The sequence below is a fragment of the Pseudomonas sp. PDNC002 genome, from assembly GCF_016919445.1.
Classification (GTDB): Bacteria; Pseudomonadota; Gammaproteobacteria; order Pseudomonadales; family Pseudomonadaceae; genus Pseudomonas.
Genome location: NZ_CP070356.1, coordinates 2,414,192 through 2,432,560 on the forward strand (window position 1 = coordinate 2,414,192; position 18,369 = coordinate 2,432,560).

Below are 18,369 nucleotides of genomic sequence, written 5' to 3' on the forward strand. Positions count from 1 at the left end.
TCCATTTAAGCCAGTTAGGCTAGAGTGCTGTTCGCGAAAGGAGAGTACATGCGAATTCTGTTGGTTGAAGACAATCGGGACATCCTGGCCAATATGGCCGACTACCTGGGCCTGAAGGGCTACACGGTGGATTGCGCCCAGGACGGCCTGTCCGGATTGCACCTGGCGGCGACGTCCCATTACGACCTGATCGTACTGGACGTGATGCTGCCGGGACTGGACGGATTCACCCTGTGCCGCCGCCTGCGCGAAGATGCACGCCGCGACACGCCGGTGATCATGCTCACCGCCCGCGACCAACTGGACGACCGCCTGCAGGGCTTCCGCTCCGGCGCCGACGACTACCTTCTGAAACCCTTCGCCCTGTCCGAGCTGGCGGCACGCATCGAAGCCGTGCTGCGCCGCAGCCAGGGCGGCGGTCGGCGCGAATTGCAGGTCGCCGACCTGAGCTACAACCTCGATACCCTCGAGGTGCACCGCGCCGGCAAATCCCTCAAGCTCAACCCCATCGGCCTCAAGCTACTCGCGGTGCTCATGCAGAAGAGCCCCCATGTGGTGCGCCGCGACGTGCTCGAAGAAGCCGTCTGGGGTGACGACTGCCCGGACAGCGACAGCCTGCGCAGCCATGTCCATCAGTTGCGCCAGGTGATCGACAAACCGTTCGAATCCGCCTTGCTGCATACGGTGCACGGCGTCGGCTACAAGCTGGCCGAGGAAGCGCATGGAGTATAAGCAGAGCCTCTCCCGACGGATTGTCTTTGCCTTCGTACTCATGACCGCCGCCGTTGGCGGCCTGTTCTCGGTGGGCATCGTCGGCGTGGTCCACGTGGTCGAGGAGCGCCTGATCTCCCGGGACCTGGGCGGCGAGCTGGACCGCATCCTCAACGAGGACATCGGCACCGGCCAGGCCCCCAAGCTCGACCCGGGCATGCGCTTCTTCATCAGCGATGGCGCGGGCGTCTACGCCATGCCGCCCGCGCTGCGGCGGCTGGATGACGGTTTCCACGAAGTGTTCGATGGCGAGCTGTCATTCCACGCCCTGGTGCGCGATGTCGATGGCCGCCGATTCGTACTGTTGCAGGACCAGAGCGACTTCGAGGCGCGGGAGCAGATCCTCTATGCCGCCGTGGTGACCGGCTACGTGCTCAGCCTGACCCTGGCCGGGCTGCTGGGCTGGCTGCTGTCGCGCAAGGTCATGGAGCCAGTGGCGCGGCTGGCGCGCCAGGTTCGCCACCGCGACCAGTTGCTCGAGCTGGCGCCGCCGATGTCGCCGGATTACGCGAACGACGAAGTGGGCGAGCTGGCGGCGGCCTTCGATTACGCCATGGGTCGCCTGCACGACGTGCTGACCCGGGAGAAGCTGTTCACCAGCGACGTCAGCCATGAGCTGCGCACGCCGTTGATGGTCATCGCCACCAGCTGCGAGCTGCTGGCGGAGGAACCGGGGCTCAGCCCGCGAGCGCGCGCCCAGTTGGCACGTATGAGCAGCGCCTGCGAGGAAATGCGTGACCTGGTGCAGACCTTCCTGTTGCTGGCCCGCGCCCAGCGCAAGGACATGGCCATCGTTTCCCAGGCCGGGCTGCGGCAGATCGGCGACGAACTGGTGGCGCAGTGGCGCGGCATGATCGAGGCGAAAGGCCTGACGCTGGAGTACGACGATCGCGATGCCATGCCCGGTCGATTCAACGCGCCTTTCCTGCGTTCGGTAATGAGCAATTTATTGCGCAATGCCATGCATTACACCGAAACCGGCAGCATCCGCTTACAACTTTCGGCGAGCGGATTCTGGGTCGAAGACACAGGCGCCGGCATTCCCGAAGAGCAACGGGAATTGGTCTTCCAACCGTTCGTGCGCGGCGCAAACCCGCGTGGTGAAGGGCTCGGACTGGGGCTGTCGCTGGTCAAGCGAATCTGCGCCTCCGAAGGCTGGGACGTGACCTTGCGTCCCGTGGAACCCCACGGCTGCCGGTTCGAAGTTCGCCTAGCCATAGTTTGACAATTTCTTCACAAGTGCATGACCCGGCTGTGACAGGCTGGCTCGTATCGTTCGCCCTGATTTCGGGAAAGGTGACAATCCGATGAGTGAAAAGTCCGTTGATCTGGAGTTCTCCCGCAAGTACGACCGCAAGCACGCAGAGCGCTATCTGCGTAAACACCAGGCCGGACTGTCGCGGAAACTTTCCCATTGGCGAGATGTCCAGATAGCCCGCCAGGCGCTCAAGCTTGCCGGTCAGCCCAATCTGGTACTCGACCTGCCCTGCGGTGCCGGGCGCTTCTGGCCCATGCTGGCGGAGAAGGAAAACCGGGTGATCATCGGGGCGGACAATTCCGCCGATATGATCGCCGTGGCCTGTGCCGGTCAACCGAACGAGGTTGTAAAACGCGTTCGACCTTTGCAGACTTCCGCTTTTGCCATTGATCTTCCGGACAATGCCGTCGACAGCATCTTCTCGATGCGCCTGATGCACCACATCGGCGAAGCGGACGATCGACTGACGATGTTGCGCGAGTTCCACCGCGTAACCCGTGATTCGGTGATCCTGTCGCTATGGGTAGATGGCAACTTCAAGTCCTGGAAACGCACGCGTGCCGAGTCGGCTCGCAAGAAACATGCTTACCAGAACCGCTTCGTGATTCCCGCCAAGACCATCGAGGCGGAGTTCCGCGAGGCTGGTTTCAAGGTCCAGGATCACATCGATTTCGTCCCGCTCGTTCATATGTGGCGGGTCTATATTCTGCGCAAGGAGTAATGGATGGCCGCTGATCTGGCATCTCTGCAGCAAATTTCCGGTGAAAACGCTATCGACCGCTGGTTGCAGATTCCCGGCAAATGGGTGGAGGAGCCGAATCGGCGGCGCGGAGGTGAAAGCGGCGTGCAACGCGTGCTGACCTCCGATGGGCGCCTGCTGTACCGCAAGCAGCAGGTCGGTCATATCTATCGCGATCTGCTGCATCCTTTCGGCTACCCCACCGCTATCCGCGAGCGTAATGCGCTCAAGGCCGCCGAGTCGCTGGGCGTGAAGGTGCCGACCGTGGTCTACGCCGGTTGCCGCAAGGTGGACGGTGAGTGGCAGGCACTGCTGGTCACCGAATCGCTGGACGGCTATTCGAGCCTGGAAGACTGCTACGCCCGTGGCGATCACGAGCGCTGGGGCGAAGCCTCCCATCAACGCATTCTGCAACAATACGGTAGTACCCTCGCCAAGCTGAACGCCGGCCATTGGCAACATGGCTGCCTGTATCTCAAGCATGTCTTCGTGCGGGTCGATGGCGACAAGATCGACGTGGCACTGATCGACATGGAGAAAGCACGCCGTCGTTTCAGCGCCAAGCGTGCCGCTCGTCACGATCTTCGCCAGGTCAAACGCCGTTCGTCGTGGACAGAAGCGCAGTGGCAAGCCTTTGTCTATGGTTACCAAGCGGCGTTTGGCAGCGCCATCAAAGGGTTGCAGACATGAAGTTAGAAGTTACGCGAGGTTTGCTCCTCGTCGGTGCGCTCGGCGTGGCGACGTTGGCGGCGGCCGCCTGGCACGAGCCGGGCCCCACCGTCATCACCAGCTCGAGTGGCCTGGACAGTTGTCCGATGCCGGCAAACCTGCGTGCGAAGCAACAGGACATCCGTCCTGACCATGATCTCCTGCTGTTCCTTTTCGGCATGTCCCAGGGCGGCGGAGCAAGTCCGCGCTGATTTCTGCTTCCAATGGAAAACCCCGCCCCGGCGGGGTTTTTTGTGGGCGGCGGGTTTAGACTGCCGGATCAATGCCTGCAACGAGACGAGCATGAGCGACAGCGTATTTTCCCGGCGGATCGTGCAGAACCTGCTGGACACCGATTTCTACAAGCTGAGCATGATGCAGGCGGTGCTGCACAACTATCCCAACGCCGAAGTGGAGTGGGAGTTCCGCTGCCGTAACGAGGAGGACTTGCGCGCTTACCTCGATCCGGTGCGCGAGCAGATCGAGCGCCTGGCGGAGCTTTCGTTCTCGCCCCAGGAGCTGGCCTTCCTCGAACGCATTCCGTTCTTCAAGCCCGACTTCATCCGCTTCCTCGGACTGTTCCGCTTCAATCCCAACTATGTCCAGCTGGGGGTGGAGAACGGTGAGTTCTTCCTGCGCCTGAAAGGCCCGTGGCTGCATGTCATCCTTTTCGAAGTGCCGCTGCTGGCCACCATCAGCGAAGTGCGCAATCGCCACCGCCATCCGGGCACCTCGCTGGCCGCGGTGCGCGACCGTCTGCAGGAGAAGTTCGACTGGCTGCGCCGTGAGGCCAGCGCCGATGAGCTGGCCGGTTTCAAGATGGCCGATTTCGGCACCCGCCGGCGCTTCTCCTACCGCGTGCAGGAAGCGGTGGTGCGCGACCTGCGCGACGGTTTCCCCGGCCACTTCGTCGGCACCAGCAACGTACACCTGGCCCGCGAACTGGGGGTGAAGCCGCTCGGCACCATGGCCCACGAATGGCTGATGGCCCACCAGCAACTCGGCCCGCGCCTGATCGACAGCCAGGCCGCCGCACTGGATGCCTGGGTTCGCGAGTACCGTGGCCAGTTGGGCATCGCCCTGACCGACTGCATCACCATGGATGCCTTCCTGACCGATTTCGACCTGTACTTCGCCAAGCTCTTCGATGGCCTGCGCCACGACTCGGGTGATCCGCTGGAATGGGCGGAAAAGGCTATCCGGCACTATGAGCGCCTGGGCATCGACCCGTTGACCAAGACCCTGGTGTTCTCCGACGGGCTCAACCTGCCACGCGCGCTGGAAATCTTCCGCGCGCTGCGCGAGCGCATCGACATCAGCTTCGGCATCGGCACCCATTTCACCTGCGATGTCCCGGGCGTGCAGCCGATGAACATCGTGCTGAAGATGACCGCCTGCAACGACCATCCGGTGGCGAAGATCTCCGACGCGCCGGGCAAGACCCAGTGCAAGGACGAGAACTTCCTGCGTTATCTCCGGCACGTCTTCAAAGTACCGGGCTAGGTAATTGCGCCGCCCGCCGGGACGCGCCACTCTTGCTGATGCACTCATCGCGACAGGCCCACTGAAGGGGAACAACGGATGTCAGCCACGAACGAACTCATCATCGGCGCCGGTCCGGATGGACAGCCGGTCGGCCAGTCCTGGAAGCTCGCCAACCGCCATGGCCTGATCGCCGGTGCTACCGGCACCGGCAAGACGGTGACGTTGCAGCACCTCGCCGAATCCTTCAGCGATGCCGGTATCGCGGTGTTCGCCGCCGATATCAAGGGCGACCTGTGCGGCATCGCCGCCGCTGGCAACCCGCAGGGCAAGGTGGCCGAGCGTATCGCCAGCATGCCCTGGCTGAACTACAAGCCCCAGGCCTACCCGGTCAGTATCTGGGACGTGGCCGGCAAGACCGGCCACCCGCTGCGCACCACGCTGTCGGAGATGGGCCCGCTGTTGCTTTCCAACCTGCTGGAACTGACCGAGAGCCAGCAGGCGGCGTTGTTCGCCGCGTTCAAGGTGGCGGATCGCGAAGGCCTGCTGCTGCTCGATCTGAAAGACCTCAAGGCGCTGCTCAACCACTTCAAGGAACACCCGGAAGTGCTCGGCGAAGACCGAGCGCTGTTCACGGCCGCCTCGTCCCAGGCACTGTTGCGGCGCCTGGCGCTGCTGGAGCAGCAGGGTGCCGAGGACTTCTTCGGCGAACCGGCGCTGCAACTGGAGGACCTGCTGCGCCCCGAGGCCGATGGTCGCGGGCGCATCCACCTGCTGGATGCCAGCAAGCTGGTGCACGACGCGCCCAAGGTCTACGCCACCTTCCTGCTCTGGCTGCTGGCCGAGCTGTTCGAGCAACTGCCCGAGCGCGGCGATGCCGACAAGCCCATCCTGGCGCTGTTCTTCGACGAGGCGCACCTGCTGTTCAACGGCACGCCCAAGGCGTTGCAGGATCGCCTGGAGCAGGTAGTGCGGCTGATCCGCTCCAAGGGTGTCGGCGTGTATTTCGTCACCCAGTCGCCGGGCGACCTGCCGGACGACGTGCTGGCGCAACTGGGCCTGCGTATCCAGCACGGCCTGCGCGCGTTCACCGCCAAGGAACAGAAGTCCCTGCGTGCGGTCGCCGATGGCTTCCGGCCCAACCCCGCGCTCGACACGCTCAAGGTGCTCGCCGAGCTGGGTATCGGCGAAGCGTTGGTCGGCACCCTGGAAGAGAAGGGCACGCCGGCGATGGTCCAGCGCGTTGCCGTGGCGCCACCGCAGTCGCGCATCGGCCCGCTGACCGATGCCGAGCGCGCGGACGTCATCCGCCGTTCGCCACTGGCGGGCCGTTATGACCAGCCGATCGACCGGGAGTCCGCCTACGAGAAGCTGACCGGCCGCGCTGACGACAAGATGGCGCCGACTCAGGAGAAGGGCGCTGGCACTGGCACCGACTTCGGCGGCATGGCCGGCGAGATTCTGGGCTCGCTGGCCAGCCAGGTCAGCAAGACCGTGGTGCGCCAGGCGGCGAACCAGATCGGCCGGCAGTTGGTGCGCGGGTTGATGGGGGCGCTGTTGGGTGGGAGCAAGCGACGGTAAGGGGGCAGGGCGGGCTTTGCCCGCCTTTCGCGGATAAGATCCGCTCCTACGAAAGAGGGAGACCTGTAGGAGCGGATCTTATCCGCGATCGCGCGCAAAGCGCGCTCCCACAAAAAAGGCGCCCGAAGGCGCCTTTTTCGTTTCCACTGAAAATCAGATGCGGAAACTGTCCACCAGATGGCGCAGGCGGCCGGCCTGGTTCTCCAGGTCGGCGCAGGCGCGCAGGGTGGCCTGCAGGTTTTCCACGCCTTCCTGGTTCAGCGTATTGATCTCGGTGATGTCCATGTTCAGCGAGTCGACCACCGCGGTCTGTTCCTCGGTGGCGGTGGCGACCGACTGGTTCATCGAGTCGATCTCGCCGATACGGTGAGTCACGCTGGCCAGGCGCTCGCCGGCGAGGTTGGCGATCTCCACGCTTTCCAGGCTGTAGCGCTGGCTTTCGGTCATGGTGTCCACGGCCTCGCGGGCACCGACCTGCAGCTCCTCGATCATCTTCTGAATCTGCTGGGCTGACTCCTGCGCGCGGTGGGCGAGGTTGCGCACTTCGTCGGCGACCACCGCGAAGCCACGACCGGCTTCCCCGGCGCGGGCAGCCTCGATGGCGGCGTTCAGGGCCAGCAGGTTGGTCTGCTCGGAGATGCCTTTGATCACTTCGAGAATCTGCCCGATGTTCACCGTGCGGCTGTTCAGCGCCTCGATGTTGGCGCAGGCCGAGCTGATCTTGTCCGACAGCAGGTTCATCGCGCTGATGGTCTGCTCGACGACCTGGCGGCCATCGCCGGCCTGGTGCGAGGCGTCGGTGGCGTGGTGCGAGGCGTCGGCGGCATTACGGGCGATTTCCTGGGCGGCGGCGCCCAGTTCGTTGATCGCCGCGGCGACGCTGTTGGTGCGGTTGGCCTGCTCGTCGGAGTTGCTCATGGACGAGTTGGAGGCATTCACCACCAGCTGCGAGACGTCGTGCAGGCTGCGCGCGGTGGAGGCCACTTCGCGGATCGACTCGTGAATACGCTCGACGAAGCGGTTGAAGGCATTACCGAGCACGCCGAACTCATCATTGCTGGCGACCTTCAGGCGCTTGGTCAGGTCGCCTTCGCCCTGGGCGATGTCTTCCATCGCGCGGCCCATGGTGGTCAGCGGCTGCATCAGCACGCGGATCAGCATGCCCAGCAGGAGCAGGATGGCGACGATGGCGATGGCCGCGGCGACGATGGCCGAGGTGCGGAACTTGCTGAGCATCGAATAGGCGGAGTCCTTGTCGATGGACAGGCCGATGTACCAGTTCACCGACGGCAGGCCCTTCACCTGGGTGAAGCTGAGGATGCGCGTATGCCCGTTCAGTTCGGCTTCGCTGAAGCCGCCGCCGATTTTCGGGGTGTTCTGCGGGTAGACGTCGGACAGGGACTTCATGATGAGGTTCTTGTCCGGGTGAACCAGGATCTTGCCGTCGCTGCTGACCAGGAAGGCGTACCCCATGCCGCTGAAGTTCAGCGAATTGATGATCTGCACCAGGGTCTGCAGGCCGAGGTCGCCGCCGACCACGCCGAGGGTCTTGCCGCCGGCGCGGGCCGGGGTGGCGACGGTCATGATCAACTGCTGCGTGGCGGCGTCGATGTAGGGCTCGGTCAGCGTCGTGCCACCGGCAGCCACGGCGTCCTTGTACCAGGGGCGCGTGCGTGGGTCGTAACCATCGGGCATGGCGCTGTTGGGGCGCATGGTGAACGCGCCGTCTTCCTGGCCCAGGTAGGTGAAGTTGAAGGTGTTGCGCAGGGTGTCCTGCTCCAGCAGCCCGGTGAGGTGTTCCGGGGAGCTGTCGCGGGCGAGGGTCTGGGCGGTGCTTTCGATCAGCAGCAGCCGGCCGCTCAGCCAGTTCTGGATATTGCTGGCGCTCACATCGCCCATCTCCCGCAGGTAATCCTCGAGGTCCTCGCGGATCGCGTTGCGCTGCAGGTAGTCGTTGTAGAGGGTGAAGAGGGCGAATGCCGAGAAAACAACAAGCGAAGCGGCCAGAAGGATCTTATGGCTGAATTTCAGGCTCTTGATCATGCTGCGTCGAGTCCGGAAGTAGTGGGATGCCAGAACGGCGTTGGTGCGGGCGACAGATCCGATGTCGCCGCGGGGCATTCGTCCCCGTGGTGTGAAACGAATGGCGCTTGCTCGGCGGATAGCCGCGCAGGCGTGGCCGGTACTCCCTTGTGCCGGCGGTGACGTTGGCCCGCTTGGGTTATTGGTTCTCGTGGGCCTCACCCTTGCTGTCGGCTCACCCGCTGGAAGCTTGAGGCAGGCGGACGAACGGTAGCGGTTGGGCGCTGGGCGCTCTGGGGTGGGTGTTTCAGTGGTGATACAGGGCGGGCTGTGCCCGCCTTTCGCGGATAAGATCCGCTCCTACGAAAGCGGGAGACCTGTAGGAGCGGATCTTATCCGCGATCGCGCGCGAAGCGCGCTCCCACAAAAAAGGCGCCCGAAGGCGCCTTTTTCGTTTCCACTGAAAATCAGATGCGGAAGCTGTCCACCAGATGACGCAGGCGGCCTGCCTGGTTCTCCAGGTCAGCACAGGCGCGCAGGGTAGCCTGCAGGTTTTCCACGCCTTCCTGGTTCAGGGTGTTGATCTCGGTGATGTCCATGTTCAGCGAGTCGACCACCGCGGTCTGTTCCTCGGTGGCGGTGGCGACCGACTGGTTCATCGAGTCGATCTCGCCGATACGGTGAGTCACGCTGGCCAGGCGCTCGCCAGCACGGTTGGCGATCTCCACGCTTTCCAGGCTGTAGCGCTGGCTTTCGGTCATGGTGTCCACCGCTTCGCGGGCGCCGACCTGCAGCTCTTCGATCATCTTCTGGATTTCCTGCGCGGATTCCTGGGCGCGGTGCGCCAGGTTGCGCACTTCATCCGCGACCACCGCGAAGCCACGACCGGCTTCACCGGCGCGGGCGGCTTCGATGGCGGCGTTCAGGGCCAGCAGGTTGGTCTGCTCGGAGATGCCTTTGATCACCTCCAGAATCTGCCCGATGTTCACCGTGCGGCTGTTCAGTGCCTCGATGTTGGCGCAGGCGGAGCTGATCTTGTCCGACAGCAGGTTCATCGCGCTGATGGTCTGCTCGACGACCTGGCGGCCATCGCCGGCCTGGTGCGAGGCATCGGTGGCGTGGTGCGAGGCGTCGGCGGCGTTACGGGCGATTTCCTGGGCGGCGGCGCCCAGCTCGTTGATCGCCGCAGCGACGCTGTTGGTGCGATTGGCTTGCTCGTCGGAGTTGCTCATGGACGAGTTGGAGGCATTCACCACCAGCTGCGAGACGTCGTGCAGGCTGCGCGCGGTGGAGGCCACTTCGCGGATCGACTCGTGGATACGCTCGACGAAGCGGTTGAAGGCGTTGGCCAGTACGCCGAACTCGTCGTTGCTGGCGACCTGCAGACGCTTGGTCAGATCGCCTTCGCCCTGGGCGATGTCCTGCATGGCACGGCCCATGTCGGTCAGCGGCGCCATCAGCACGCGGATCAGCATGCCCAGCAGGAAGAGGATCGCGACGATGGCGATCACGGTGGCGATGATGGCAGTGTTGCGGAAGTCGCTCAGCATCGCGTAGGCGGAGTCCTTGTTGAGCACCAGGGCGACGTACCAGGTGACTCCCGGCAGGCCTTTCACCGGCGTCATCGAGACCAGTTGCTCTTCACCCTTGATGCTGACTTCCTGCACGCCCGGCTGCACCTTCGGTGCGCCTTGCTGGTAGACCTCGCCGAGGGATTTGAAGATCAGGCTGCTGTCCGGGTGCAGGAGGATCTTGCCGGCATCGCTGACCAGGAAGGCATAGCCGTCGCCGTCGAACTTCAGCGAGTTGATGATCGCGGTGATGGTCTCCAGCTTCATGTCGCCAGCGGCCACACCCACCAGTTGGCCGTTGCGCATGACCGGCATCGACATGGCGAGGATCTGCTCGTTGGTGCCGGCATCCAGGAAGGGCTCGGTGACGATCAGCCGGCCGGCGGCCACGGCATCCTTGTACCAGCCGCGGGTGCGCGGGTCGTAGCCATCGGGCATCGGCGCATAGGGGCGCATGGTGAACACGCCGCTGGCGGCTTCACCCAGGTAGACCGATTCGAAGTTCTTCTGGAACACCGCCTGTTCCAGCACGTGCTGGATGCGCTCGGGCGTCGGCTCGCCGTCTGCCAACTGTGCGGCCTCGGCTTCCACCAACTGGATGCGGCCTTCCAGCCAGCTCTGGATGTTGCTGGCGGTCAGGCTGCCTACTTCGGACAGATAGGATTCGGTGTCGGAGTGGATCGCTTCGCGCTGGCGGAAGTCGTTGAAGAGGATGAAACAGGCGAAGGCGAAGGTGACCACGAGTGAGGCCGCCAGAAGAATCTTCTTGGCGAAGGACAGCGAGCGAAGCATCGGCAAAGCATCCTGCAAGTGAAACAAGGGGTAGGCAGGATGTATCGGCCGTCTACGACGGGACTTTAGGGCGAAAATGCGGAAATGGGCGCGGTGTCGCACCGCGCCCAAAGTGAACCGGAATTACAGGCCCAGTGCGGTCTGCACCTGGCTCATCAACGATCCGATCTTGGTGCCGATGGGAGTGGCAGCGGCAACGATCGCGATGGAGATGAGCCCGGCGATCACCGCGTACTCGATGGCCGTGGCGCCTTCCCGATCGGACAGGAAGGCATGCAGCCGCGAGTAGAGACGTTTCACTGAGTCGATCGTGCGTTCCATGTACGAGCCCTCCGGGCAGGAGACAGCGGCGTCGACGGAGCCGGTTTCCGGGCTCCGCGAACGTTTCGAATCAGGTGGGGGAGTTATGCACCGATGGCGGTCTTGATCGCCGTCATGAGTGCTCCGATACGGGTGCCGATCGGAGTTGCCGCGGTAAGTACCGCGATGGAAATAAGTCCCGCAATAACCGCATATTCGATGGCGGTTGCGCCTTCGCGATCGCGGATAAAAGAATTCACTTTGCTGAGGATATTCTTCGGAAGTTGTTTTACTGAGGTTTTGGATTTCATGGCCGTCGCTCCGTGCACGCCCGACTGCAAACAGGGCGATTGCCCTGACTTCATCGTCAGGCTAGGCGCAGCGTGGCCAAACGCAATTGGTCAAATAGCGCTAATACCAAAGTTATAGTCATGGCGGAGTAGAACTAACTGAGGATTGGAAATTTCCAGTTCGCATTTGACGCTATTACCGCAGCTACTAAATTCTGCTTTGGAACAAGCAGCGTCTGATTATCAGGAAAGATTCTTATCGAACTTTCCTTTGCAGCCGAAATAACAATAAAGGTCCCTGGGACTAACCCGGCAGGCAGCGATTTTCGAGGCGCCCGACCGGTGGGGCAACTTTCCCAATACCGCGCAAGGATGGTGTCATGAATAGCAAGGTGCTGATGGTATTCGCCGGGCTGTTGTTGGTATGCGCAGGGGTAGTGGGTTACCTCGGGCTCAAGGTCGGCAAGCCGGCCGCGCCGGCGGCGGGTGTGGTTCAGGAGGTGGCGCCGGCAGCGGTGGCCGAGGCCGACAAGCTGCAGCGGACCCCGGTGGTCGTGGCGGCGCGTGACCTGCCGGCGCTGGCGGTGATTGGCAAGGACGACCTCGCCGTCGAGCTGCTGCGCACCGCCCCCAGTGGCAGTTTCCCCAAACCTGAAGAGCTGATCGGCCAGCGCGTGTGGGTCGCGGTGCCGGCCGGCAGCATCATTTCCTCCTCCATCACCGAACCGGGCGGCCCGCTGGCGCGGACCATCCGCCCCGACGAACGCGCCATGGCCATCGCCGTAGACGAGGTCATCGGCGGCGGCGGGTTCGTCCTGCCGGGCGATTACGTCGACGTCATGCTCTTCGTCCAGGACCAGCAGACCGGCGAGCGCAATGTCAGCGCCCAGGTCGTGCTGCCCGGCGTCCGCGTGCTCACCTATGGCGAACAGATCGCCGTGGCGAAGGATGGCCAGGCCCGCAACGCCGGCGATCCCAAGGACCAGACGCCGCGCCCGCCGCGCACTGCCGTACTGGCCGTGCCAGCCGAGGCCACGTCGCGCCTGATGCTGGCCAGCCAGGCCGGCTCGTTGCGCCTGGCAGTGCGCAGCAAGGATGAAAAGCTGTACGAGAAGGAGCAGGAAGGACGCTACATCCAGGCCTCCCTGGGGATGAGCGGCAGCCAGCCGATCACCCTCGAACAACTGATCGGCAAGCCCCGCCCGGCACCCGCCACGCGCCAGGTTTCCGCGCCTGCGGTGAGCCAGGGCGTGGTGGTCTATCGCGGTACCGAAGTCACCCGTGAAGCACATTGAGCAAGGAGTGCATCGATGTCCAAGCGCTTCATTCTGTCCCTGACCGCTCTGCTGGCCTGCACCGCTCACTCCGCCGTGCAGGCGGTGCCGAGTGCCTGCGCGGGGCTCGCCGGACAACAGTTGAACCTCGACGTGGAGCAGGGCGCCCAGCGTGACCAGCAGCTCCCGGTACCGATCAAGCGCCTGGCCATCGGCGATCCGAACATCGCCGACGTGCAGGTGCTCGACAAGCGCGACTTCCTCATCACCGGCAAGGCCGAGGGGCTGACCAGCCTGCTGATCTGGACGACTTGCGGCGACCAGCCGATGCGCAGCGTAGTGCGTGTCGGCGCGCGCGCCATCGGTGATGTCGCTGGCGCAGCGGGCGGGCTGGCCGCCGGTCTGCCCAACCAGGTACAGACCGACGTGCGCTTCGTCGAGGTCAGCCGCAGCAAGCTCAAGCAGGCCAGCACCTCGCTGGTGCGCCAGGGTTCCAATACCTTCGTCCTCGGGGCTCCGGGAAGCCTGTCGAATATCGAGGTCAGCCCGCGCGGTGTGCTCGGCGATGCCACCACGACGATGGGCGGCAACGGCTTCAACATCATCTGGGGTGGCGGCAGCAGCAAATGGCTGGGCTTCATCAATGCACTGGAGGGCAGCGGCTTCGCCTACACCCTGGCACGGCCGAGCCTGGTGGCGACCAGCGGGCAGAGCGCGTCGTTCCTGGCGGGCGGCGAGTTCCCGATTCCGGTGCCCAACGGCGATAACGACACCATCACCATCGAGTACAAGGAATTCGGCGTGCGCCTGACCCTCACGCCGACGGTGATGAACGACAAGCGCATCTCCCTGAAGGTGGCGCCGGAAGTCAGCGAACTGGACTTCACCAGCGGCATCCGCACCAACAACATCGCGGTGCCGGCCCTGACCGTACGCCGCACCGATACCAGCGTGATGCTGGCCGACGGCGAGAGCTTCGTGATCAGCGGGCTGATCAGCAGCAACACCATCAGCAACATCGACAAGTTCCCGTTCCTGGGCAACATCCCGGTGCTCGGCGCCTTGTTCCGCTCCTCGAACCTGGACAAGGACGATCGCGAGCTGCTGATGATCGTCACCCCGCATCTGGTCCAGCCGCTGGCCGCCAACGCCGCGCTGCCCACCCTGCCGGGTGAAGGCCTGCGCAATTACGACCCCGGTTTCGGAGAGTTCTACTTCCTGGAAGACGGCCGGTTCGACCGGCGCAAGGCCAGCAGTGGGATGTCGCGCTGATGGATACCTACGAAGCGCTGACCCGCCAGAGAGCGGGCGGTAAACCAAAGGAAGGGAGCACGGGCATGAGTCAGACGTTTGTGGCGCTGGTCCAGCACCCCGGAGAGCAGGAGTGGCTGCAGAGCAGCCTGGCCAGCTGCGGGCAGGTCGTGCTGGCCAACAGCGGTACCCTGGAGGAATTGCTGGCGCTGCTGGACGTCACCGGCGCCACCGTATTGTTCACCAGCCTGAACAAGGCCAACCTGGTGGCGCAGAGCTCGCTCATCGAAGGGTTGGTGTCCGCGCGGCCACTGCTTTCGGTGGTCGCCGTGGGCGATGGCCTGGACAACCAACTGGTGCTGGCGGCGATGCGCGCCGGCGCCCGCGACTTCGTCACCTATGGCGCCCGTGCCAGCGAGCTGAGCGGCCTGATCCGCCGCCTGGGCGGCCGTCTGCCCACGGTGCCGGTGAGTGCTACCCAGCAGGGCGAACTGATCAGCCTGATCAGCGCCCGCCCGGACGCCGACGGTGCCTTCGTCGCCCTGCACCTGGCGCTGGCGCTGCAACGCCAGCCTGAACACCGGGTGCTGCTGGTGGACATCGGCCTGCCCACCGGCGAGGCCCTGGCCATCCTCGGCATGGAGCCCTCGTTCACCTTCGCCGACGCGATGCGCAACCTGCGCCGCCTCGACCAGACGCTGATCGACAGCGCCTTCACCCGGCACGAATCCGGCCTGCGGGTGCTCAGCCTGTCCGACGAACCCGGCGCCCTGGAGCGGGTGACCACGGCGGAGCTGTACCTGCTGCTGGGCAATCTGCGCGGTGCGTTCAGTCATATCGTGATCAACCTCACCGGTATCGCCGAGGGCGAGCTCAGTGGCCAACTGCTGATGCAGGCCAACCGCGTGCTGTGGTTGGTGGACCAGAGCGTGCCGTCCTGCAAGAAAGGCATGGAACGCCTGCGTCGCCTGCGCGAGCGCAATCCCTCGCTGCCGCGCATGGAACTGCTGGTCGAGCGCTACTGGCCGTCGGTGCCGCCCGACGCGGCGGCGCTGGGCAAGATGTTCGGCCTGGAACTCTTCGGGGTGCTGCCGGCCTCGCCGGAGGCGCGCCTGCGGGCGAAGAACCTCGGGCAGAGCCTGTTCGACCTGTCGCCGCGCGATCCGCTGACGGTCAAGTTGCGTGACCTGGCGGAAGGCCTGGGCGCAGGTGTCGGCGAGCGCCGCGGGCTGTTCGGCTGGATCGGCAAGGCGAAGGCGGCGCGGCCATGAGCCAGCTCTACAACGGTGGTGGCAGCGGCCACGGCGGGCGTCACGATCAGGACCTGCAGTCCCTGAAGATGCGCCTGCACCGCTACATCATCGACGAGATCGACGAAGACGGCATGAACCTGCTCGAAGGCGCGCGTCCCGCGGTGGCGCAGTACGTCTCCGAAAAGGTCTGCGAGTATGCCGCGCGCCGCCAGCTGGCGATTTCCCGCTACGAGCTGGACCGCCTCGCCGAAGAGGTGGTGGACGAGCTGACCGGTTTCGGTCCGCTGGAGATCCTGCTGCGCGACCCCGGTATCTCGGAAATCCTGGTCAACGGGCCGAACCGTGTGTTCATCGAGCATGAGGGGCGCCTGTACCAGAGTGACCTGCGCTTCATCGACGACCATCATGTGCAGCGCGTCATCCAGCGCATCCTCGCGCCGCTGGGCCGGCGCCTGGATGAGTCCAGCCCGATGGTGGACGCGCGCCTGCCCGACGGCAGCCGGGTCAACGCGATCATCCCGCCGGTGGCGCTGGACGGCCCCTGCCTGTCGATCCGCAAATTCAGCAAGGAGCTGCTCAAGAGCGGCGACCTGCTGGCCTACCAGAGCGTCGACGAAGCCATGCTGGCGTTTCTCCGCCAGGCGGTGGCGAGCCGCTGCAACATCCTCATCAGCGGCGGCACCGGCACCGGCAAGACCACACTGCTCAATGTGATGAGCAGCTTCATCGACGAGCGCGAGCGCATCGTCACCATCGAGGACACCGCCGAGCTGCAACTGGGCCACGACCATGTGGTACGCCTGGAGACCCGTCCGCCGAACGCCGAAGGCTACGGCGAGGTCAGCGCCCGCGACCTGATCCGCAACGCCCTGCGGATGCGTCCGGACCGCATCATCCTTGGCGAGATCCGCGGCGTCGAAGTGCTCGACGTGCTGCAGGCGATGAACACCGGTCACGACGGCTCGATGAGCACCGTGCACGCCAACTCCGCGATGGATTCCCTGTTGCGCCTGGAGATGCTGGTCGGCCTCACCGGCCAGCGCGTGCCGGAGCAGACCCTGCGGCAGATGCTCTGCTCGGCGCTGGACATCGTGGTGCAGATCACCCGCCTGTCCAACGGCCGGCGTTGCATCAGCGAAATCATCGAAGTGCTGGAGGTGCGCGACGGTGTCTACGTCACCAACTCCCTGTTCAGCCTCGACCGGCGCGGCAGCGGGCAGTTTGTCCGCACGGCCCAGCCGAGCGGCCTGAAATTCCGCCAGGTGCTGATGTGAACGGCGCGCTGTGGCTGATCCTGGCGAGTCTGTCGCTGGCGGCGGTCGGCGTCGTGCTCAGCGCCATGAGCTGGCGCGCGCGGCACAACGAGCAGGTGATGCGCCGGCTGAGCGGCGAGCCGATCACCCAGGGCGGCCGCGGGCGCAGCAGCCACTGGCTGGCGCGGCGCATGCGCCGTGCCGGCATCGCCGACATGCGCGGCTGGCTGCTGGGCGCCGGCCTCGCGGCGGTGCTGCTGGGATTGTTCGGGGAGCGCATCTACGGCGCTCTCGGTGTGCTGTGTGGCGTGGGCTTGGCGGTGCTGGGCTTCCACTTCCTGCTCAACGTCCTCTACCAGCGCCGGTTGCAGAAGATGATCCGGCAGATGCCCAACTTCCTCGACCAGGTGGTGCGCAGCCTGCACTCCGGCCGCACCCTGGGTGATTCCATCGGCCAGGCCGTCAGCAGCGCGGACGACCCGCTGCGGGAGATCTTCTCGCTGGTCAACAACCACGTACTGCTCGGTATCAGCCTGCCCGAGGCGCTGCAGGAAGTCGCCGAGCTGTACGACGTGGAGGAGCTGCACGTGTTCTCCCTGGGCGTTGCGGTGAACCATCGCTACGGCGGAAACACCACCGAGCTGCTGGAAAACATCATCAAGGTGATCCACGAGCGGGAAAAACTCAGCCGCCAACTGCGCGCCATGACCGGCGAGACGCGCCTGAGCGCCCTGGTGCTGGCGGTGCTGCCGATCAGCCTGGGCGGCTACATCCTGTTCACCAACCCGGGCTACCTGATGAACATGTGGCTCGACGGCGGCGGCCGCTGGATGCTGCTGACGTCCCTTGGGCTGCAGGTGCTGGGCGTCTACACGCTCTGGCGCATGCTCAAGAGCATATGAGGAGTTCGCCATGCCACTGATGTACGGCCTGATGGCGCTGATCCTGCTGCTGGCGGCGATTCTGCTGATGCTCTCGCAGAGCCGCGCGGCGGGGCGCGAACAACGCCTGATCGAGCAGCGCCTGGGTGGCGATCCGCTGCCACGCGCCGGCAACCGCCTGGCGGGCTTCTTCGATCGCCTGGGGGGCAGCGGCCTGGGCAAGCGCCTGCACCTGCGCGACGAGGAAGTCCGCGTGCTGTTGCACCAGGCCGGTTGGGGCGGCAGCACGCCGCGCAGCGTCTACCTGCTGTCGCTGGTCGTTTGCCCGTTCCTGCTGATGGGTATCGTCGTGGTGTACCTGGCGATGCCCGGCAACGCCGGCACCTCGCCGGTCGTGCCGCTGCTGTTCGCCGCGGGCATCGGCTTCCTGCTGCCCAAGCGCGTGCTGGCCTACGTCGCCGAGAAGCGCCGGCTGCGCCTGGCCGAGGAAGTGATCCTGTTCATCCAGCTGATCCGCATCCTCTTCGACTCCGGCCTCACCGTGGAGCAGAGCCTGCGCGTGGTCTGCCGGGAAGGGCAGAACATCGTCCCGGTCCTCGCCTCGGAGCTCGAGACGGTGCTGGGACATACCGACAGCGGCCTGGACCTGGCCGAAGAACTGGAGCAACTGAGCCGCCGCCTGGTGGTGAGCGAGCTGACCGACTGCTGCAACGTGCTGCGCCAGATGGTGCGCCAGGGCGGCAGCGCGCGCAGCTCGTTGCAGACGCTCAAGCAATTGTTCGAGGACCGCCGCCTGACTGCCTTGCAGGAAAAGGTCAGCAAGCTGTCGGCGAAGATGAGCCTGGTGATGATGGTGCTGTTGTTCCCGGCACTGCTGATCATCCTCGCCGGGCCCGGCTTCCTCGCCATTACCAAGGCCATGGGGGGTATGGGATGAGAAACG

At 64.7% G+C, this 18,369-nt stretch carries 17 protein-coding genes; 13 read left to right on the plus strand and 4 right to left on the minus strand.

Annotated features, from left to right (window positions below):
- Positions 1-48: 48 nt before the first annotated feature.
- From JVX91_RS11220 to JVX91_RS11250, 7 genes are all read left to right on the plus strand, one after another.
- Complete coding sequence (locus JVX91_RS11220) at positions 49-732, plus strand: response regulator transcription factor (protein ID WP_205339281.1); 684 nt, start codon at positions 49-51, stop codon at positions 730-732.
- Positions 722-1,996, plus strand: a complete 1,275-nt coding sequence (locus tag JVX91_RS11225; RefSeq protein ID WP_205339282.1) for a HAMP domain-containing sensor histidine kinase — start codon at positions 722-724, stop codon at positions 1,994-1,996. Before JVX91_RS11220 ends, JVX91_RS11225 begins: the two co-directional genes overlap by 11 nt.
- Positions 1,997-2,078: 82 nt before the next feature.
- On the plus strand, positions 2,079-2,750 hold the full coding sequence (locus tag JVX91_RS11230; RefSeq protein ID WP_205339283.1) for a class I SAM-dependent methyltransferase: 672 nt from the start codon (positions 2,079-2,081) through the stop codon (positions 2,748-2,750).
- Positions 2,751-2,753: 3 nt separating this feature from the next.
- Entirely contained in the window at positions 2,754-3,458 is a 705-nt protein-coding gene (locus JVX91_RS11235; protein WP_205339284.1) for a lipopolysaccharide kinase InaA family protein, read from the plus strand.
- Positions 3,455-3,688 carry a hypothetical protein gene (locus tag JVX91_RS11240; protein WP_205339285.1) on the plus strand — a complete coding sequence of 78 codons (234 nt, stop codon included), beginning with the start codon at positions 3,455-3,457 and terminating at the stop codon, positions 3,686-3,688. Before JVX91_RS11235 ends, JVX91_RS11240 begins: the two co-directional genes overlap by 4 nt.
- A 91-nt stretch (positions 3,689-3,779) precedes the next feature.
- A complete protein-coding gene (gene pncB / locus JVX91_RS11245) occupies positions 3,780-4,979 on the plus strand; it encodes a nicotinate phosphoribosyltransferase (protein WP_205339286.1) in 1,200 nt (399 codons plus the stop codon).
- A 78-nt stretch (positions 4,980-5,057) separates the two neighbouring features.
- Complete coding sequence (locus JVX91_RS11250) at positions 5,058-6,539, plus strand: helicase HerA-like domain-containing protein (RefSeq protein WP_205339287.1); 1,482 nt, start codon at positions 5,058-5,060, stop codon at positions 6,537-6,539.
- Between the two features lie 153 nt (positions 6,540-6,692).
- On the opposite strand, the gene JVX91_RS11255 is transcribed toward JVX91_RS11250, so the two are convergent.
- From JVX91_RS11255 to JVX91_RS11270, 4 genes are all read right to left on the minus strand, one after another.
- Positions 6,693-8,582, minus strand: a complete 1,890-nt coding sequence (locus JVX91_RS11255) for a methyl-accepting chemotaxis protein (RefSeq protein WP_205339288.1) — start codon at positions 8,580-8,582, stop codon at positions 6,693-6,695.
- 446 nt (positions 8,583-9,028) lie between these two features.
- Positions 9,029-10,924, minus strand: a complete 1,896-nt coding sequence (locus tag JVX91_RS11260; RefSeq protein WP_205339289.1) for a methyl-accepting chemotaxis protein — start codon at positions 10,922-10,924, stop codon at positions 9,029-9,031.
- Between the two features lie 123 nt (positions 10,925-11,047).
- A complete protein-coding gene (locus JVX91_RS11265) occupies positions 11,048-11,245 on the minus strand; it encodes a Flp family type IVb pilin (RefSeq protein ID WP_205339290.1) in 198 nt (65 codons plus the stop codon).
- 83 nt (positions 11,246-11,328) lie between these two features.
- Positions 11,329-11,535, minus strand: coding sequence for a Flp family type IVb pilin (locus tag JVX91_RS11270; protein ID WP_205339291.1), 207 nt, complete (start codon positions 11,533-11,535; stop codon positions 11,329-11,331).
- Positions 11,536-11,894: 359 nt separating this feature from the next.
- Between JVX91_RS11270 and cpaB the strand changes: the two genes are divergently transcribed.
- The 6 genes from cpaB (at position 11,895) to JVX91_RS11300 (ending at position 18,363) form a co-directional block, all read left to right on the plus strand.
- Entirely contained in the window at positions 11,895-12,809 is a 915-nt protein-coding gene (cpaB, locus tag JVX91_RS11275; RefSeq protein WP_205339292.1) for a Flp pilus assembly protein CpaB, read from the plus strand.
- Positions 12,810-12,824: 15 nt separating this feature from the next.
- Entirely contained in the window at positions 12,825-14,060 is a 1,236-nt protein-coding gene (locus JVX91_RS11280) for a type II and III secretion system protein family protein (protein ID WP_205339293.1), read from the plus strand.
- A 65-nt stretch (positions 14,061-14,125) separates the two neighbouring features.
- The gene (gene tadZ, locus JVX91_RS11285; RefSeq protein WP_205339294.1) at positions 14,126-15,310 is read left to right on the plus strand and encodes a type 4b pilus Flp biogenesis protein TadZ; all 1,185 of its coding nucleotides are present in this window, start codon (positions 14,126-14,128) and stop codon (positions 15,308-15,310) included.
- Positions 15,307-16,566: a type 4b pilus Flp biogenesis ATPase TadA gene (gene tadA, locus JVX91_RS11290; protein ID WP_205339295.1), complete on the plus strand. Its 1,260-nt coding sequence runs from the start codon at positions 15,307-15,309 to the stop codon at positions 16,564-16,566. Before tadZ ends, tadA begins: the two co-directional genes overlap by 4 nt.
- Positions 16,563-17,447, plus strand: a complete 885-nt coding sequence (locus tag JVX91_RS11295; protein WP_205339296.1) for a type II secretion system F family protein — start codon at positions 16,563-16,565, stop codon at positions 17,445-17,447. The genes tadA and JVX91_RS11295 overlap by 4 nt, the downstream gene beginning before the upstream one ends.
- A 10-nt stretch (positions 17,448-17,457) precedes the next feature.
- Positions 17,458-18,363: a type II secretion system F family protein gene (locus JVX91_RS11300; protein ID WP_205339297.1), complete on the plus strand. Its 906-nt coding sequence runs from the start codon at positions 17,458-17,460 to the stop codon at positions 18,361-18,363.
- Positions 18,364-18,369 lie beyond the last annotated feature (6 nt).

Bases quoted from the DNA above. Each gene is read 5' to 3' on its own strand.
- JVX91_RS11220 (WP_205339281.1), top strand. From the start codon at position 49: ATGCGAATTCTGTTGGTTGAAGACAATCGGGACATCCTGGCCAATATG.
- JVX91_RS11225 (WP_205339282.1), top strand. From the start codon at position 722: ATGGAGTATAAGCAGAGCCTCTCCCGACGGATTGTCTTTGCCTTCGTA.
- JVX91_RS11230 (WP_205339283.1), top strand. From the start codon at position 2,079: ATGAGTGAAAAGTCCGTTGATCTGGAGTTCTCCCGCAAGTACGACCGC.
- JVX91_RS11235 (WP_205339284.1), top strand. From the start codon at position 2,754: ATGGCCGCTGATCTGGCATCTCTGCAGCAAATTTCCGGTGAAAACGCT.
- JVX91_RS11240 (WP_205339285.1), top strand. From the start codon at position 3,455: ATGAAGTTAGAAGTTACGCGAGGTTTGCTCCTCGTCGGTGCGCTCGGC.
- pncB (WP_205339286.1), top strand. From the start codon at position 3,780: ATGAGCGACAGCGTATTTTCCCGGCGGATCGTGCAGAACCTGCTGGAC.
- JVX91_RS11250 (WP_205339287.1), top strand. From the start codon at position 5,058: ATGTCAGCCACGAACGAACTCATCATCGGCGCCGGTCCGGATGGACAG.
- JVX91_RS11255 (WP_205339288.1), bottom strand. From the start codon at position 8,582: ATGATCAAGAGCCTGAAATTCAGCCATAAGATCCTTCTGGCCGCTTCG.
- JVX91_RS11260 (WP_205339289.1), bottom strand. From the start codon at position 10,924: ATGCTTCGCTCGCTGTCCTTCGCCAAGAAGATTCTTCTGGCGGCCTCA.
- JVX91_RS11265 (WP_205339290.1), bottom strand. From the start codon at position 11,245: ATGGAACGCACGATCGACTCAGTGAAACGTCTCTACTCGCGGCTGCAT.
- JVX91_RS11270 (WP_205339291.1), bottom strand. From the start codon at position 11,535: ATGAAATCCAAAACCTCAGTAAAACAACTTCCGAAGAATATCCTCAGC.
- cpaB (WP_205339292.1), top strand. From the start codon at position 11,895: ATGAATAGCAAGGTGCTGATGGTATTCGCCGGGCTGTTGTTGGTATGC.
- JVX91_RS11280 (WP_205339293.1), top strand. From the start codon at position 12,825: ATGTCCAAGCGCTTCATTCTGTCCCTGACCGCTCTGCTGGCCTGCACC.
- tadZ (WP_205339294.1), top strand. From the start codon at position 14,126: ATGAGTCAGACGTTTGTGGCGCTGGTCCAGCACCCCGGAGAGCAGGAG.
- tadA (WP_205339295.1), top strand. From the start codon at position 15,307: ATGAGCCAGCTCTACAACGGTGGTGGCAGCGGCCACGGCGGGCGTCAC.
- JVX91_RS11300 (WP_205339297.1), top strand. From the start codon at position 17,458: ATGCCACTGATGTACGGCCTGATGGCGCTGATCCTGCTGCTGGCGGCG.